Consider the following 16,794-nt stretch of genomic DNA (forward strand, 5'->3'; position numbering starts at 1 on the left):
GGTTTCCTGCCCCTTCCTGCCTGTTTCTGCTCGTTTCCGCCTGAGGCCCCGCGGTTCAGCCGATCTCCAGCACCGTGACGCGCCAGGCCGCCGTGCCGCGCTCCAGCCGCAGCGCGACCGCGCGGACCCGTGATTCCTCGACCACAACCGCGCTGGCCTCGTAGACGTCATCCGAAACGCGGCAGGCCCGGACGGCCCGGACCGACGGGTTGCGGTGTAGTCGGCCCGCCGTTGGCGAGCTGCCGGAGGCAACCCGGCGGGTCAGTGCGGCACGGTGCTGCAGGGCCGCCAGACAACGCGGGTCCAGGCGGCGCGAGAGCTGCTGTGCGGGCCGCGTGCCGGCCAACACTTCGATGGCCGCCTGCACTGTGCTGCGGGAAATCGCACAAATCTCGCGGGCCTCGTCAACAACGCGCAGTGGTGGCGGGACCGCGGCGGCCTTCGTGGCCGGTGTTGCCGTGCCGGACACAACCCGGAGGGCGGGGGAGCGCGGGGCTGGGGTCGCCGCGGCTGAGCGGATCCCGGTGACTGCATTCATGACGGTTCCTTTGCTGATGGCTGATGACTGATGGCTGGTGCGTGCGGGGGTGCTCGCGGGGCTGGTGCTGGCCGACTTCCTGTCGGCTGAACTTCCGACGGGCCGTGGCCGCGGCCCCGCCCTGGCCGCCGTGGGTCTGGCCCGGACCCCTAGTGCGGCGGGGGGCGCTAGGTTGGCGGCGGGAGGACGAGGACCTGTCCGGGCCGCAGGAAGTGCGGGTTGGCTCCGATGGTGCCGCGGTTCCCCGCATACAGCCGGGGCCACTCTTTGGCGATGTCGGCGTCGGACGCGAACGGCCCCAGCGTCGCCGCTGCGATGCTCCACAGCGAATCACCGAACCGGACCGTGACCTCTCGGCGGGCGCCCGGTGTGTCCTGCGCGCGTGCGTGGCGTGCGGCCAAGGGGCCGGCATCCACGATCGGGCTCACGGGCTTCCAGCGCGGATCTACCGCGGAACCGGCGGCCGGATCTTGCGGCCCCGGCGTTGGGACCTGCCCGGGCGGCGGTGTCCACGATGCCGACACCGCTGCCGGGCCGGGCCGGCCCGGACCGTGCCCGTCGGGCGCAGTCGCCGCGGAGGCCAGCGGCGCTGTCAGCAGCTGCAGGCCGACGGCAGCGAGAACCAGCCGGCGCATGAACGCCGGACTGAACCGGCCGGTGGCGGCCGCCGCGCGGGTCCTGCCAAGACGGTCAAGCAGCGCTGCCGCGACGGCGATGGCGAGGGACATCACCCACCAGGTGATGACGATCAGCCCCGCGGTATTGGCCACGATCCCCAGCTGGTCCTCGAAGGAAAGTGACTGCCGGCGTGCCGAGCCTGCCTGCCAGCGCTGCACGAGGAAACCACCTGTAGCAGCGAGGAAGATCCCCAGCAGCAGGATGGCAGTGGCCATGGCCGCGTCGGTCCGAACCGTCTGCCGGAGCGTCGGCAATGTCGAGGGTTGGGTCCGGGGCTGCTGTCCCGCTATCCGGTCCATGGCAATTCCTCCGTTCGCTCGCAATGCTGTTTGATACTGTTTGATGTCATTTGATGGTGTTTAAGGCCGTTGAATGAAGTCTGGGCCCGCGGTCTCGGTTTGTCTAGATGCAGTCCGGTGCCTGTGGATAGGCGCGCAGCCCGTACATTGACGTCGCCCGCGGATTGACCCGTGCGGGGGGCGCGCCTACGCTGGCGCCATGCGGTGGGACGCCCTGTTTGACGACATGGAGGCGCAGCTGGCGGCGCGCCAGCGGCTGGATTTTGAGGCAGAAATAGCGGAGCGTGCACTGGTGGATTCTGCGGGCATAGAGCTCGCGGACCGGCTCCGCGGCTCCCTCGGGCTCGGCATCCGCGTGCACCTGTCCTCAGGGCCGGCGTTCGAGGGGGTGCTGAGCCATGCGGGCAGCGAAGCCTTGGTCCTTGATGAGCCCCAACACCAGGTACTGATTCCCTATGCCGCGGCCGCTCGGTATGTGGGTCTTTCGCGGCTGGCGGTCTCCGAACCGTCAACCGTCCGCCGGCGGCTGGGATTGGGCAGCGCCCTGCGGGGACTCGCCAGGAACCGGGCGCGGGTGTTAATACTTCTCTCGGACGGGAGGGCAGAGACCGCGCTTTACGGCGTCGTCGACACTGTCGGCCGGGATTTCCTGGATCTGCTCATGGCACCTGAGGGCGAGGACTGGCGTCCAGCCAGCGCGCGGCAGGTCGTGTCAATTCCTTTTCACGCCCTCGCTGGCATCAGATCCGTTGGTGCCGCGGGAGGCTAGTCAGAACGCCAAGATCAACGTTCAGCAGACTTCGACTTAGCCTCTTCGATCATGCGGCTGGCCTCGGCGTAGCGTTCCTGGATGTACTGCTCGAGCATCTTCTCCTCGACACGCCACTGGCCGCGCCCGCCCACCTGGATCGCCTTGAGCTCGCCGCTGCGAACTAGTGCGTAGGCTGCCGGAGAGTTGATCTGGAGCTGCTCGGCAACGTCAGCGAGAGTCAGGAATCGGGGCATGAGTCCATTTTGCCACCGTTGATGCCGACTGGTGCGGTTATCCACAGTTTGCGCCTCTTTGGCCCTGGATCTTCCACCCGGGCGGCCCGGGCGCAACAATAGGGGTGCCCGGCATACCGGGAACGGACGGCGACGACAGGGGGAGCGGACGCATGAGTGTAAGCGCGGCAGCCGAAGGGGCCCGTTTGAAAAAGCCGTCCTGGAAAGACCCCCGGCTCCTCGTCGGAATCCTGCTCGTCCTGGCATCCGTGGTCGGCGTGGTCTCGCTGGTCGGTGCCGCGGACCAGACCACCGAAGCGTACGCGGCGCGCGAGCCGATCGCCGTCGGCGAGACGCTGACCGTCGACAAGCTGCACCGGGTCAAGGTACGGCTCGGCGAGGTGGAACAGCATTACCTGACCCCGGAGGCCGGCCTGGATGCCGGCCTCGTGGCTGTGCAGAGAATCGGCAAGGACCAACTGCTGCCGCGCGAGAGTGTCGGCCAGCTGGATGGGCTGGACCGCAGGCCCGTCGCCGTCACGGTCGAGGAATCCCTTCCCGCCCAAGCCGTGGCGGGCTCCCGCGTGGACGTCTGGGTGGCCTTGCCGGATACCCGCAACGGGTTCAGCGAACCCACGCTGCTCCTCTCCGGCGCCGAAATTGCCCAGATCACCTCGGGCAGCACTGCCCTTGGATCCTCCCGGTCGATGGTGGTCATGGTGCTCGTCCCGGACGCCCAGATGCCGAAGCTGCTGGGAGCCCAGGCCAACAAGGCAAAGATAGCGGTCGTGTGGAACCCGGGCGGTGCCGCGAGATGAGCATTCCCGTGGTGACGGTGGGGGACTCCCGCGATGACCTGGTGGGCGGTCTGGAGCGTCTGCACGGACCAGTTTCGGTAGTCCGGCGGTGCGGCGAGCTGGCGGAACTGCTGGCCGCCTGCCAGAGCGGGCTGGCCCGCGCCGCTGTCGTCGCGGCTGGCAGCGAGGAGCTGACGGCCTCGCTGGTGGACCGCCTGTCCGCCGTCGGCGTCGTCGTCATCGCCCTGACTGACAATCCGGAGGAAACGGCCCGTCTGCGGACCATTGGCGTGGCAGCAGAAGCCCGCGCTGTTGATGCCGCTGCCCTTGCGGCGCGGATTTCCGCAGCCGTGGCGCTGCTCAGTGGCCCCGGGCACCGGCCGCGGCTCGCTGAGTCCGACGATGCTTCCTCCGTGGCCGGCACGGCCGGCGGGCACGTGCCTCGGCCTTCCGGGGTGCCCCCAGTCAACCCAGGCTCTGCCGCGAGGGGTCGGATCATTGCGGTCTGGGGCCCGGCTGGCGCGCCGGGCCGGACCCTGGTGGCCGCCAACATCGCGGGGGAGTTGGCCGCGGAAGGGCAATCGGTGCTGCTGGTCGACGCCGACAGTTACGGTGCCAGCGTGGCCGCCCTTCTTGGTTTGCTCGACGAGGCTGCCGGGCTGGCCCAGGCCTGCCGGCTGGCAGACCAGGGACTGCTCGACGCCGATGCCCTGCTCAGGATCGCCACGACGGTGGCGACCAAGGCCGGGGCGTTTCGCGTGCTCACCGGGATCACGCGAGCGGACCGCTGGACGGAACTGCGCGCTGCGGCGCTCACGCTGGTGCTGGAGCGGGCACGGGAGATCGCAGATGTCACTGTGGTGGACACCGGCTTCTGCCTCGAAGCCGATGACGAGCTTGGCTTTGACAGCGCCGCGCCGCGCCGCAACGCCGCGACCCTGAGAAGCCTGGAGCTGGCCGACACGGTCTTTGCCGTCGGGGCGGCCGACTCCATCGGCGTGCCGAGGCTGGTCCGCGGCCTGGCCGAGCTCCAGACGGCCGTCCCGCAGGCATCGCCCCAAGTGGTCATGAACAAGGTCAGGACCTCCGCCGTTGGGCGGTCGCCCGAACGCCAACTCCGGGCTGCGTGGGAGCGGTACGGCCCCTCGGTGCCGTTGACGGCGTTCCTTCCGTCCGACCCCGCGGCGAGCGACGCTGCCCTGCTGGCCGGGGCACTTTTACTCGAATCCGCGCCCGAATCTGAGCTGCGGCGTGCGGTCGCCGCACTGGTTTGTGCACCTGCCCAGCGAAACAAGAAATCCTTTGTATTTTCTTCCACAGCAGAGCGCCGGGCAAAGGGCTAGGGTCAACATAAGGGCCGCAAAGAGGCGGCTGTGAACTTCTTTTATGGAGGCGTTTCGATGTCGTCTGGGTCCAGCGTGGAGGATCAGCCCGTTTCGACCGGGAGTAGCGAAAGCTACCTCGGGGATTACTACGAGCACCTCGCGGAGGAGGATCTCCGGGCCTACCCCCAGGAAGTCCTGACGGCAAGGGCGGATACGCACCGCCAGATCGCGGCGACGCGGCAGCCTGGCATCGCGAACATCGCCGTCCGTGACGAGGCCGATTGCAGCGTCCTGTACATCGTCACCGATGACATGCCCTTCCTCGTGGACTCCGTCAACGCCGAACTGGTCCGCCAGAACGCACCCATCCACCTCGTGCTGCACCCGCTTTTCGTGGTGACCCGCAACCGCGAGACCGGCAACCTGGTTAAGGTGGCGCGTGTACCCTCCCACCTGGGCATCTCCAGCGGCGACACGGCGGCCATGCCGAACCTCTCCCACCTGATCGCCGAGGGCGACAACGCCTCGCATATGGAATCCTGGATCGCCGTCGAAATCGACCTCGTCGACGAGGACAAGCGCGCCGAGCTGGTCAAGGGAATCACCCGGGTGCTCGGCGACGTCCGCGCCGCCGTCGAAGACTGGCCGAAGATGCGCACGAAGGCCCTTGAGATCTCCGCGGATTTGGACCGGGTGGCCAACCGGGCGCAGATTGCCGAGCTGCGCCAGGCCCAGGACCTGCTCCGCTGGCTCGATGACGGGAACTTCACTTTCCTCGGCTACCGCGAATACGACCTCGTGAACGTGTCCGGCGAGGATGTGCTGGAACTGCGCGAGGAAAGCGGCCTCGGCCTGCTCCGCGCCGGCGCGGACAGCCGCCAGGTCCAGCACCTCACCGAGGCCGGCAGGAAAAAGGCACGCGAGAAGCGCGCCCTCGTGATCACCAAGGCGAACTCGCGCTCCACCGTGCACCGCCCGGCGTACCTGGACTACATCGGCGTCAAGAGCTTCGACGCCGCCGGCAACGTCAACGGGGAACGCCGCTTCATCGGCCTCTTCGCCACCACCGCCTACGCCGGTTCCGTCCGTGATATCCCCGTGGTCCGGGAAAAAGTGGCCGCTGTCCTCCACGACGCCGGCTTCCCGCCGGACTCGCACTCGGGCAAGGACCTGCTGGGCATCCTCGAGACCTACCCGCGCGATGAGCTCTTCCAGATCGAAATCCCGGACCTCGCCGCCATCGCCACCGGCATCCAGCGGCTGCAGGAACGCCGCCGGACGCGGCTCTTCCTCCGGCCCGACATTTACGGCCGGTTCATGTCCGCCGTGGTCTACCTGCCGCGCGACCGCTACACCACCAACGTCCGCCTGCGCATTGAGCAGGAACTGCGGGAGACGTTCAACGCCGTGTCCATCGACTACGAGGCGCGCATGACGGAGTCCGCCCTGGCCCGCCTCTTCTTCCGGATCCGGCTGCCCAAGGACGCCGACGTCAGCAACGTCAACAGCGACGAGCTGGAGAAGCGCCTGGTCCGGGCCGCCCGCTCGTGGGGCGAAGGCATTTCCGAAGTTCTGCGCGCCCGCGGCGACGGCGGGGGCGCGGGCCTCAGGGAGAACGGCGCCAAGGAACTGGCAGCCGTCTGGGCGGAAGCGTTCCCAGCCGGCTACCGCGTGGACTATGAGATCGAAGACGCGCTGCAGGACATCGACCGCTTCGAAAAGTACGGTGCCGCGGCCGAACGGGCCGGCGAAGGGGTCAAGGAGCAGCCCGGCGTCCACGTCTACCTACCCGAAGGCGCCGGCGCCACGCTGGAAGAGGACGCCCGCGTCAAGCTCTACATGCTGGAGCCGAAGAGCCTGAGCCAGATCCTGCCGTACTTCCATAACCTCGGCCTCGAGGTCCTGGACGAGCGGCCGTTCGAGATTGAGACCGCGGATCAGCGGGACTTCTTCCTCTACGACCTCGGCCTCAAGTACCCCGCCGGCGTGGATCCCCAGGCCACCGGCCAGCTACTGGGCGAGTCCTTCGGCGCTGCCGTGACCGGCGCCGTGGAGTCCGACAGCTTCGACCGGCTGGTGCTGCGGGAGGGCATGCACTGGCGCCAGGTGGTCGTTCTGCGCGCTTATGCCAAATACATGCGGCAAATGGGCAACACCAACTCCTTCGGATTCCTGGCGGACACCCTGCTGGCGAACCCGGAGGTCACGCGGGGACTCAGCGCCCTGTTCACGGCACGCTTTGACCCGGCACTCAGCGACGCGGAGCGCGTGCTCCGGGAGGTCGAGGTCCTCGCCGGACTGGACGCAGCGATCGAGCAGGTCGCGACCCTCGACGCCGACCGGCTGCTGCGCACGTTCAAGAACCTGATCGAGGCCACGCTCCGTACAAACTATTACCAGAACAAGCCCCACCTGAGCTTCAAGCTGGATCCATCCCGCATCGCGGGCCTGCCGTTCCCGCGGCCCATGTTCGAAATCTGGGTCTACTCGCCCCGGGTCGAGGGCGTGCACCTGCGCTTCGGCAAGGTGGCCCGCGGCGGCCTGCGCTGGTCGGACCGGCGCGAGGACTTCCGCACCGAAATCCTGGGCCTCGTGAAGGCCCAGACCGTCAAGAACGCTGTCATCGTCCCGACGGGCGCCAAGGGCGGCTTCTATGCCAAGCAGCTCCCGGACCCCGCAGCCGACCGCAGCGCCTGGATGGCCGAGGGCGTCGAGAGCTACAAGACGTTCATCCGCGGACTCCTGGACATCACGGACAACCTGATCGTGACGGCCGAGGGCGAAACCGTCCGGCCGCCGGCCGACGTCGTGCGCCATGACGACGACGACTCCTACCTGGTGGTCGCGGCCGACAAGGGCACGGCGTCCTTCTCCGACATCGCCAACGGGCTGGCCGGCGAATACGGCTTCTGGCTCGGCGACGCCTTCGCCTCCGGCGGCTCCGTCGGCTATGACCACAAGGCCATGGGCATCACCGCCCGCGGCGCCTGGGAATCGGTCAAGCGCCACTTCAGCGAACTGGACCTCGACACCCAGGCCGAGCCCTTCACCGTGGTGGGCGTCGGCGACATGTCCGGTGACGTGTTCGGCAACGGCATGCTGCTCTCCAAGCACATCCGCCTGCTGGCAGCCTTCGATCACCGGCACATCTTCCTCGACCCCACCCCGGACGAGGCAACGTCCTACGCCGAGCGCCAGCGGCTCTTCGAACTGCCCCGGTCCTCCTGGGACGACTACAACAAGTCGCTCATCAGCGAAGGCGGCGGTGTCTTTGCCCGGCAGGCCAAGTCGATCCCCGTGTCCGCGCAGGTCCGCGCCGCCCTCGGCCTCCCCGAGGGCACCACGGAGCTGAGCCCGCCGGACCTCCTGCGCGCCATCCTCCTCGCCCCGGCGGACCTGCTCTACAACGGCGGCATCGGCACCTACGTCAAGGCCAGCACCGAAACGAATGCCGAAGTTGGCGACAAGGCCAACGACGCCATCCGCGTGGACGGCCGACAACTGCGGGTCAAGGTGGTCGGCGAAGGCGGAAACCTGGGGATGACCCAGCGCGGACGCATCGAGGCCGCGCTGCAGGGCGTCATCCTCAACACGGATGCGATCGACAACTCGGCCGGTGTGGACTGCTCGGACCACGAGGTCAACATCAAGATCTTCGTGGACCGGATGGTCGCGGCGGGCAAGCTTGAGCCCGCCGAGCGTGCGGACTTCCTGGCCTCGATGACCGACGAGGTCGGCCGGCTGGTGCTCGAGGACAACATCGACCAGAACATCCTGCTCCTCAACGACCGGATGCGGGTCTCCGAATGGAGCCCCAGCTACGAACGGCTCATGGACTGGCTGGAAAAGTCGGCGGACCTCAAGCGGGACCTCGAGGCGCTGCCCACCACGGCCACGCTGCAGGAGCGCCTGCAACAGGGCCAGGGGCTGACCTCGCCGGAGCTTTCGGTCCTGGCCGCCTACGCCAAGATCGAACTGGCCAGCGCGCTGCGTGACAGCGACCTCGCCGATGACCCGTGGTTCCGCACGACGCTGCGGAACTACTTCCCGGAGCAGCTGCGGGAGAGGTTCGACGCCGAACTGGACACCCACCCGCTGCGCCGCGAGATCATCGCGACCGTGGTTGCCAACGACATGATCAACCTCGGCGGCATCACCTTCGCGTTCCGCGCCATTGAGGAAACCTCGGCCACGGAGGCGGCCCTCGCCAAGGCGTTCGTGGCACTCCGCGAGGTTTACGAGCTGGACATCATGGTCAAGGAACTCAACGAACTGCCTGCGTCGTTCCCGACCGAACACTGGAGCACCGTCCACCTGGACATCAGGCGGCTGCTGGACCGCGCCGTCCGGTGGCTCCTCGGCCAGGGCTCCGCGTCCCGTCCCATCGCCGAGATCGTGGCCGAATTCAAGCCGCTCATGGATCCCATGCGGGCCCGGCTGCTGGACTACCTCCGGGGCGACGACCGCGCCCGCGTGGCCGAATGGCTGGAGAAGGCGCGCAGCTGGGACCTTCCGGAAGACCTGGCACACCGCTGGGCGGAACTGTTCGAGAGCTTCGTGCTCCTGGATATCGCCAAGATCGTCCATGGCAGCAAGGAGTCCGTAGCCGATATTGCCCACGTCTACTACACGGTCTTCAACCGCTTCCATGCAGATTCCCTCCTCGAACGCATCACCAAGCTGCCGAGGGCGGACCGCTGGCAGGCACTGGCCCGTGCAGCACTGCGCGACGACCTCTACTCCACCGTCTCGGACATGACGACGGCGGTGCTGGAGAGCACTCCGGCCGGGACTTCGGCTGAAGAGCGGCTGGTGGCCTGGGAGGGCCAGAACGCGGAGCAGCTGGGCCGCGCGAAGTCCATGTTTGACGAGGTCAATGCGCTCGAGGCCGATGACATGGCCTCACTGTCGGTAGCATTGAGGCTCTTGAGGTCAATCGTCCGACGCTAAGGGGCTGCCGTCCCTGGTGTCGCAAATGGAGGTGCTGTGGCAATCTTTACGGACCCAATCAGGGAACATGCTGATTTTGGCCCGGGGGACGCCGAATGGCTGCACCTCCTGGTCGGCGACTGGCAGATGGTCGCCGACCTCGCGTTCGCCGACCTCGCTCTGTGGTTTCCGCATCCTGAGTTCGGCTACGTGGCACTCGCCCACGTCCGCCCCTCCACCACGCACACGGTGTTCCATGCCGACTTCGTGGGGGAGGGGATCAGGTCGGACCTGCAGCCGCTGGTCGACAAGGCGTGGGAGAGCCGCGCGATCGAGCGCTCCAACGAGACCAACTGGAGCAGCGATATGGCGCTGCGGGTCGAGGCAGTCCCGATGGTCCGCAACGGCCGCACCCTGGCGATCGTGACGTCCCACATGGACCTTTCCAGTTCAAGGATGCCCTCCCGGCTCGAGCTCACCTACCGGCAATGCGCCTACGATCTGCTGCGCATGGGAACCCTGGGGCTGTGGCCGGACTTCGCGTCGCCCACAGGTTCGCGCCGCGGCGCTCCGCGTGTGGGTGACGGCCTGATCAGGCTCGACGCCGAGGGGATCGTGCAGTACGCCAGCCCCAACGGGGTCTCAGCATTCCGCCGCCTCGGCGACGGCGAGTCCCTCGAGGGCCGGTCCCTCGCCGAGGTGACGGCGGGACTTTTGCGGGACCGGCGCATGGTCGATGAAACACTGCCGCTGGTGGTCACGGGCCGCATGCCGTGGCGCAGTGAAATTGAGTCACGCGGTGTCAGTCTTTCGCTGCGTGCGATCCCGCTGCGCGACGAGCAGCAGCGGTTCGGTGCCCTGGTCCTGTGCCGGGACGTCTCGGAGCTGCGTCGCCGGGAGATGGAGCTGGTCACGAAGGACGCCACCATCCGCGAGATCCATCACCGCGTGAAGAACAACCTGCAGACCGTCGCGGCCCTATTGCGGATGCAGTCGCGGCGCATGGTCAGCGACGAGGCCAAGCAGGGGCTCGAGCAGGCCATGCGGCGGGTGGCGACCATTGCCCTGGTGCATGAGACACTCTCGCAGGGCCTGACCCAGAGCGTTGATTTTGACGAACTCATCGGCCGCCAGTTCCGCCTTTCGGCCGAGGTCGCGTCGCCCTCGCAGCAGGTCAAGACCCAGCGGTCGGGCCTCTTCGGGGATCTGCCGAGCGACTTCGCCACCCCGCTGGCCCTGGTCATCAACGAACTGGTCACGAACGCCGTCGAGCACGGGTTGGAGGGGCGGACCGGTACTGTCTGGCTGCTCGCCGACCGCTCGGAGACCGAGGACGGGGATGAACTGCTCACCGTGACGGTGGAGGACGACGGCGTCGGGTTGCCGGACACGCCGTATGTCGAGGGCCTCGGCCTGCAGATTGTCCGCACACTGGTCATGAGTGAACTTGGCGGCACCATCCACTGGCAGGCCAGGGACGGCGGGGGAACCGCCGTCCAGATTGTCCTGAGCCTCTCGACACGGTGACGATGCGCCCGGCGGCTTAAACGGCAATGGCCGCGGACCCGTGGGTCCTCGGCCATTGCTGCAGGTTCGTGCGGTGGCTGCCGGCACTGTAGCTGCCAGTGCGTTGGCAGTAGAATCAGGAAGCGCGGCGTGCCCGTGCAGCGCGGCGCTTCAGGGCGCGGCGCTCGTCCTCGCTCATACCGCCCCACACTCCGGCGTCCTGGCCGGACTCCAAAGCCCATTGCAGGCAGGTGTCCACAACGGGGCAGCGGCGGCAAACACTTTTCGCTTCCTCGATCTGCAGGAGGGCAGGGCCCGTGTTTCCAACGGGGAAGAACAGCTCCGGGTCCTTGTCAAGGCAGGCTGCGCGGTTACGCCAATCCATGCTGATCAGTCACTCCATTCATGGGAACTCGTTTAAATGCCTTTGTGAATTTATTCACTAGAGGCTTCATAAGAAAAGGGCCCATTGGGGCCCCCTCGGTCATCTTGATTAAGCGTGTCATGTTAACGCTGTGTAAACAAGGGGTAATAGAGGGCGAGATGCCTCGAGACCGTGAGCGATGCGTCACATTCAGTGGCGGCGTCCTCACATCTAGACGACTATGTCCGGTAGTGTGCCAGTGTGTCAAGGCCCCCTGTGAACCCTGAAAACCCCAGTGAAAACCCCGCTGAAAATCCCCGCGGGAATGACGGCGGGCATCCCGGCGAAAACTCGCTCCGGAATCCGGACGGAGCCGCGGCCGGAAATCCTGTGAGGCCAAAGGGAATTATTGTCATCGCCGTCGTGGTCGCGCTGGAGGCCGCAGCGCTGCTCGTGGCTGCCGGCTGGTACGGGACGCAGCTCCTGACAGGAGCGCCGGTGCTCTCCTTCTGGGGCGCCGTCTTCACGCTTTGCCTGCTGCTGGCGTTCTCCGCATGGCTCTTTGCCGTGGCACGCTTCCTGCTCCGAGGGTTCCGTTGGCCGCGGGCCGGTGCCTTGGTGGCCCAGCTCTTCGTGCTGACCATTGGCTTCCCGACCCTGACCGGTGGCTATCCGGTGGCCGGACTGGCCATGCTGATCCCCGCCGTGACGGCCATCGTGCTCCTGTTCGACAAGCGGGTCATAGCGTTTGCCTCACGGGCGGCCGGAGCCCCGCCCGCCCTGTAAAGGGCCGTCCCGAGCGGCGTGCTGCGCGTGGGAGTTCCGGACCCGCCCGCCGGCAGTCCGGACCGGAGCGAGCTGGGAGGGAGGGCCAAGTTGAACAGAAGAGCAGGGCGTAGCCAGCTGGACCGGCGTCGCACGGCCTTCCGAGATGACGACGGCGCGCCCCGGCGGAGGACTGTGTTCCGCTTCGAACCGGACACCGAACGGCTCGCCTTCCATGAGCCCCCGCGGGCAAATCAGGACCGCCCGCCCTTGGCTGCGCGCGATGGCAGCCAGATCCACTCGTAGCCCAAAGGCCGGGCCAAATCCCGCGGTGAGGATCACCCTCCAGCCAAGACTGTGCAGGGCCGCCAGGGCACTGTTGGCTTCGGGTGCGAGCAGGTCAGCGTCGTCTGCGAGCGCTATCGCTGTCCGGTCGAGGGTGCCCGCGAGCGCGCTGGCGTGGAGCCCGGACCAGTACGGACCGGGATCGGTTCCCGGCCGCGGCGAGAGCCAGGCAAAGGTTGGGTTCAGTCCCGGGAGCGCAGCCAGCAGCGTGCTCTTTCCGGAACCGGGGCCGCCGAGGACCGCGAGGACGCCGCCGGCCGGAAACCGAATCCCGTGCGGCCGGAGTTCGTCTCCGCCGACCCCGAGAAGCAGGGCGGGCGCCGGGACCGAGATGTGCGCGCCGGCCGGCATGGCTCCCGGCAAGGGACCGGGCGGCGGAATCCTCCGACCCGGGCCGGGGTTGCAGCATTGGGCCAGCACCTGGTCCACGGTCACCAGTACAGGCAGCGCTTCCACCCTAAAGGGCCTCACCGAGACGGCTTCGCCAGCGGGATACCGCCCGCCCTCGGCCGGCGGTTCGAACAGCTGGGCCGCGTGCCCGGTCGCCGAGGGAGCGGGCACCAAGGCACCGAACACGGCCACGCGGCCGGCGACCGGCTCCAACGCCGGAAGCCGCGGCCACGCCAGCCGGCCCTCGTCGGTAGACCCTGCTGGAAAGAAGATCCGGTTGGGCAGGCCGGCGAAAAACCTCGCGGTCATAAGCTCACGTTCGCCAGAGACGATGACGGTAATCCCTGCCCGGGAACCGTCCCGCACAATGTCATGGACGAGGTCTTCAGCCCACGCCAGCGGCCCGGAACGGAATGCCGAAACCCAGGCACCCCAGCCGCTGAGCACCAGGACCAGCCGGGGCCGCGGCCCGGCCGCGGGCCCGCTCAGCCGCGACGTGGCTTCTTCGGCGATCCGGCGCAGCACCCTGGCGGCCCGGCGCACTTCATCCAGGCCCGCCACCGTGCCGACGCGGGGCGCCGCAGCGACGGCGCTGAACACACCGGCGGCGTCGAGTAAGTACAGGTGTGACTCCACCGTGCCGGTCAGGAGCTGCTCGACAGCCAGCACTAAGACGGCATCGCCGGCGCCCGCCTCGGCGCCGACGAGGCCCAGATGCCCGTGCCGGGCGGGACTCCAGCCCAGCTCCGAGACGCGTTGGAGTTCCGGCAGATCCACCCGGCCCAGCCTGACCGTGTCCCGGTCCGCTCGCCCGGAACCCGGATGGGGCAGCAACGCCGGCAGGGGATCTGCCACCGGCCGGCGGGGCGGCCGCCCACCGCGCTCCTGCCACAGGCCCACAGTGGCGTCGATGAGCAGGGCCGCCCCCTGCGCCGGAGTCAGGGCGGCGCCGCGGTCGTGAGCTCCCCCGTTGGGGGAGCCGTCGGTCCCGGGTACTGCCGGTGCCCGCGTCAGAAAGTCCGTGACGGTGCGCACTGTGACCGCTCCATCTGTCCGCGCTGGGGCCCGGGGTGTCAGGACGGCCGTCTGGAACTCTTCCGGGGCCTGGGCGCCGCGGATCAGGAACGCCCGCCCCGGACGTTCGATGGGGATGGCGGCCGCGAGCCCGGAGTCCATGATGTCGAACGATTCGGGGCCGGACTGGACGCGGAGGGCGATGCAGGTGGTGACGTTGGCCCTGATATCGGCGTTCAGGGCTCCCTGCGGGCGCTGCGTGGCCATGATGAGATGGATCCCCAGTGACCGGCCGATGGCGGCAATCCTCATGAGTTCGGAGAGTGCGCCGGGCACTTCGTCCACCAGGATCCTGAACTCGTCAACGACGATGACCAGATAGGGGACCGGCGGTCCGGCAATCGCCGATGACTCGTAGGCCGCGAGATCAGGGGCATCCACTTGGGCGAGCAGTTCCTCCCTCCGCCGGACCTCGGCACGCAAGGAAACGAGCGTGCGCTCTACCTGCGCGGCGCCCAAATCCGTGAGCATGCCGACGCAGTGCGGGAGTCCGGTCAGCGGGCCCAGGCCCGAGCCGCCCTTGAAGTCTATGAAGAGCAGGGTGACCCGGTCCGGCGGATGGCTGGCCGCGAGGCCGGCGGCAAGAGTCCGCAAAAGCTCCGACTTCCCGGAACCGGTGGTCCCTGCGACCAGGAAGTGCGGACCGTCCGCCTTCAGATCGATTCTCAGAGTCCCCAGGCTCCCCGCGCCGACTGGCGCACCCAGTCCGGCTTCCGCGCTGGTCCGGGACCAGCGCCGGGAGATGTCCGGCGCCGCGAGGGGAAGGACGTCGGCCAGGCTGCAGTGCTGGGGGATGGCCGGCGGGGGAGTCGCCGCAATGGGCCGTGCGGCAATGAAGCCCCGGCAAAAGCGGTCAAAGACCACCTCCGGGACCAGATCCGGGACGAAGTCCATCGGCGGGGCCCCGGCGGTGATGAGGGTGCTGCGCCGGCCGAGGACAATGCGGGGGTGGTCTGCGGGACCCTGTGCCGGCGTGCAGTCGATCACCCTCCACCCGTGTGCCGTGGCCAGGGACCGGAACGCCGGCCCTGCACCGGCGGTGTCCGGCCCGGGCGCGGCCGCTGACTGCCCGGGAGTGCTCCAAAGGATAAGGACTCCGCGATCGAATCCCTCCCTCGGGCCGCCCGGACCGCGCGGACTGCCCGTCAACCCGCGCGGACCGCCCGTCAACCCGCCCGGATCGCCCGGACCGCCGGAATTACCAGGATCGCCGGAACTGCAGGGACCGGCAGCCAACAGGGCCTCGGTGGTGGTGTTATTTGCGGACATTGTGACCCCGGGCAGGAAGCGCGCTGAGAACGGGACCGTGTCCGCCGGGCCATGCAGCAGCAGACGGGTGCTGCCGCCGAGGGGATAGGACGCCAGCTGCAGGATGAACGAGCGCACCAGCCCGGCCACGGCCGGCGCAGGGCCGTGGATGGTCACCACCGTCGGTGCCGGGTCCAAGGTCAGGGGGACTTGGCCGAGCGGCGGTGGCCGGAAGCCGGAGTCGGGTGGTTCCAGCCGGATATTTGCCCTCTGATCCGCCAGCCCGAGCCGCAGGCAGATCTCCGGTGACTCCCCGTGGGCTGCACGGGCCGCCGGGGGCGCCCCGGCCGCACAACCGATGGCCAGGTCCGCCGCGGAAGGGGCCGCCTGCCGGCGTCGTTCCCTGTCCTGCCAGGCGGCCTCCGCCACTGCGGCGTTGAGCTCGCGGCGCTGCCGGCGGCCCGCCAGATACGGGACGAGGACGGAGACGCCAGAGACTGCCGTGAAGGCCAGGAACATCCACATTCCGGTGAGAAGCGCCAGGCCGACACCGGCCAGGAGCGGCAGCACCGCGGCCAGTGCCACGGCGGCCCGGTGGCTGGAGGCGGCGTTGCCCCGGACGACCAGCGGTGCGGCAACGCTGGAGCCTGCAAGCGCCGTCACCGAGTCCGCAGCACCGTTGGGCACCGGCCCGAGCCGTAGCGAGATGGTGGAGTCTCCGCACCGGATCGAGGACGCCGTGGTCACCGGGACCATTCGCACTTTCCGGCCGTCGACGCTGGTTCCGTTCGCACTGCCGAGGTCCACGATGGTGACGTCCGAGTCCGAGACGTCCAGGCGCGCGTGCTCCCGCGACAGGGCGGCATCCGGGATCACGATCTCGGTACCGCTGCGGCCGATCCGGAACTGCCCCCTCCGCAGCGCGACAAGCGTACCCGCGCCGGGACCGCTGTCCACGGCGAGCAGCAACGTCGGAGTTTCCGGCTGGCCGGGACCGGGGCGGGATGCTGTTCCCGACCTATTAGCCGACACGGCTCTTTCAACCAGCCCTGCTCTTTCGACCAGCCCGGCGCTTTCAACCAGTACGGCGCTTTCAACCAATACGGCACCTTGGACCAGGGGAGGCTCGCCCACGGTCATGGCGGCGAGCGGCACTCCCCGGACGGACAGCCCTCCGGTCCCGTAGCGCCGGGCGATGGCGGCCTCCAAGTCCGCACCCCGGCACGGTTCCGGGACCTCGAAGGAGAGCTCAATGAGCTGCCCGTCCGGCGTCGAACCTGATGCTGGGGCGCTCTGCATGAGGGTGCCGGGTACCAGAGTGCTGGGTACTAAAGTGCAGTGGAAAATCATCCGGGGCATCCTTTCCTGCGTGGCGGCCCGGTTCCACGTTAGGGGCGCATCGGCCCGGCTGCGCCCGGGAAATTGGGCCATGTGGAAAACGCTTCGGAGCGGGGTGGCAACCCCCGCCATGGGGAGCTCCCGGGCCGGTGGCGGGGGCGGCGTCGGACGGTGGGGCTACCCGCGATTCGCTGATACCAGCCGCGTCTCAGGT

11 protein-coding genes are annotated in these 16,794 nt (G+C 68.5%); 6 read left to right on the forward strand and 5 right to left on the reverse strand.

Annotated elements, in window-relative coordinates; translation table 11 throughout:
• Nucleotides 1-55: 55 nt before the first annotated feature.
• Together M2428_RS01395 and M2428_RS01400 are read right to left on the reverse strand one after the other, a co-directional pair.
• Complete coding sequence (locus tag M2428_RS01395; protein WP_277522806.1) at nt 56-538, reverse strand: Rv3235 family protein; 483 nt, start codon at nt 536-538, stop codon at nt 56-58.
• 167 nt (nt 539-705) lie between these two features.
• Nucleotides 706-1,515, reverse strand: coding sequence for a LysM peptidoglycan-binding domain-containing protein (locus M2428_RS01400; protein ID WP_277522808.1), 810 nt, complete (start codon nt 1,513-1,515; stop codon nt 706-708).
• A gap of 199 nt (nt 1,516-1,714) precedes the next feature.
• Between M2428_RS01400 and M2428_RS01405 the strand changes: the two genes are divergently transcribed.
• Nucleotides 1,715-2,284, forward strand: coding sequence for a hypothetical protein (locus M2428_RS01405; RefSeq protein WP_277522811.1), 570 nt, complete (start codon nt 1,715-1,717; stop codon nt 2,282-2,284).
• Nucleotides 2,285-2,298: 14 nt separating this feature from the next.
• Here the strand turns inward: M2428_RS01405 and M2428_RS01410 are convergent, their stop codons facing one another.
• Nucleotides 2,299-2,520 carry a helix-turn-helix domain-containing protein gene (locus tag M2428_RS01410; RefSeq protein ID WP_277522814.1) on the reverse strand — a complete coding sequence of 74 codons (222 nt, stop codon included), beginning with the start codon at nt 2,518-2,520 and terminating at the stop codon, nt 2,299-2,301.
• Between the two features lie 152 nt (nt 2,521-2,672).
• On the opposite strand from M2428_RS01410, the gene M2428_RS01415 reads away from it, so the two are divergent.
• The 4 genes from M2428_RS01415 to M2428_RS01430 are packed head-to-tail and all read left to right on the forward strand — an operon-like array spanning nt 2,673 to nt 11,077.
• Nucleotides 2,673-3,317, forward strand: coding sequence for a hypothetical protein (locus M2428_RS01415; RefSeq protein WP_277522816.1), 645 nt, complete (start codon nt 2,673-2,675; stop codon nt 3,315-3,317).
• The gene (locus tag M2428_RS01420; protein ID WP_277522817.1) at nt 3,314-4,639 is read left to right on the forward strand and encodes a P-loop NTPase; all 1,326 of its coding nucleotides are present in this window, start codon (nt 3,314-3,316) and stop codon (nt 4,637-4,639) included. The genes M2428_RS01415 and M2428_RS01420 overlap by 4 nt, the downstream gene beginning before the upstream one ends.
• 57 nt (nt 4,640-4,696) lie before the next feature.
• Nucleotides 4,697-9,571, forward strand: a complete 4,875-nt coding sequence (locus M2428_RS01425; RefSeq protein WP_277522819.1) for an NAD-glutamate dehydrogenase — start codon at nt 4,697-4,699, stop codon at nt 9,569-9,571.
• Nucleotides 9,572-9,607: 36 nt separating this feature from the next.
• Nucleotides 9,608-11,077 (forward strand): PAS domain-containing sensor histidine kinase, encoded by a 1,470-nt coding sequence (locus tag M2428_RS01430; protein WP_277522821.1) that lies wholly within the window; start codon nt 9,608-9,610, stop codon nt 11,075-11,077.
• A 115-nt stretch (nt 11,078-11,192) separates the two neighbouring features.
• Here M2428_RS01430 and M2428_RS01435 read toward each other — a convergent pair whose 3' ends face one another.
• Nucleotides 11,193-11,441, reverse strand: a complete 249-nt coding sequence (locus tag M2428_RS01435; RefSeq protein WP_003804966.1) for a WhiB family transcriptional regulator — start codon at nt 11,439-11,441, stop codon at nt 11,193-11,195.
• A 369-nt stretch (nt 11,442-11,810) separates the two neighbouring features.
• On the opposite strand from M2428_RS01435, the gene M2428_RS01440 reads away from it, so the two are divergent.
• A complete protein-coding gene (locus tag M2428_RS01440; protein ID WP_277522914.1) occupies nt 11,811-12,206 on the forward strand; it encodes a hypothetical protein in 396 nt (131 codons plus the stop codon).
• On the opposite strand, the gene M2428_RS01445 is transcribed toward M2428_RS01440, so the two are convergent.
• Complete coding sequence (locus M2428_RS01445; RefSeq protein ID WP_277522916.1) at nt 12,174-16,592, reverse strand: FtsK/SpoIIIE domain-containing protein; 4,419 nt, start codon at nt 16,590-16,592, stop codon at nt 12,174-12,176. The two genes, M2428_RS01440 and M2428_RS01445, sit on opposite strands and share 33 nt — an antisense overlap.
• Between the last annotated feature and the right edge of the window lie 202 nt (nt 16,593-16,794).

The sequence above is a fragment of the Arthrobacter sp. ES3-54 genome, from assembly GCF_029504395.1.
Classification (GTDB): domain Bacteria; phylum Actinomycetota; class Actinomycetes; order Actinomycetales; family Micrococcaceae; genus Arthrobacter.

Coding starts and splice junctions, on each gene's coding strand:
- M2428_RS01425 (WP_277522819.1), top strand. CDS start 4,697: ATGTCGTCTGGGTCCAGCGTGGAGGATCAGCCCGTTTCGACCGGGAGT.
- M2428_RS01415 (WP_277522816.1), top strand. CDS start 2,673: ATGAGTGTAAGCGCGGCAGCCGAAGGGGCCCGTTTGAAAAAGCCGTCC.
- M2428_RS01435 (WP_003804966.1), bottom strand. CDS start 11,441: ATGGATTGGCGTAACCGCGCAGCCTGCCTTGACAAGGACCCGGAGCTG.
- M2428_RS01405 (WP_277522811.1), top strand. CDS start 1,715: ATGCGGTGGGACGCCCTGTTTGACGACATGGAGGCGCAGCTGGCGGCG.
- M2428_RS01445 (WP_277522916.1), bottom strand. CDS start 16,592: ATGATTTTCCACTGCACTTTAGTACCCAGCACTCTGGTACCCGGCACC.
- M2428_RS01400 (WP_277522808.1), bottom strand. CDS start 1,515: ATGGACCGGATAGCGGGACAGCAGCCCCGGACCCAACCCTCGACATTG.
- M2428_RS01420 (WP_277522817.1), top strand. CDS start 3,314: ATGAGCATTCCCGTGGTGACGGTGGGGGACTCCCGCGATGACCTGGTG.
- M2428_RS01395 (WP_277522806.1), bottom strand. CDS start 538: ATGAATGCAGTCACCGGGATCCGCTCAGCCGCGGCGACCCCAGCCCCG.
- M2428_RS01410 (WP_277522814.1), bottom strand. CDS start 2,520: ATGCCCCGATTCCTGACTCTCGCTGACGTTGCCGAGCAGCTCCAGATC.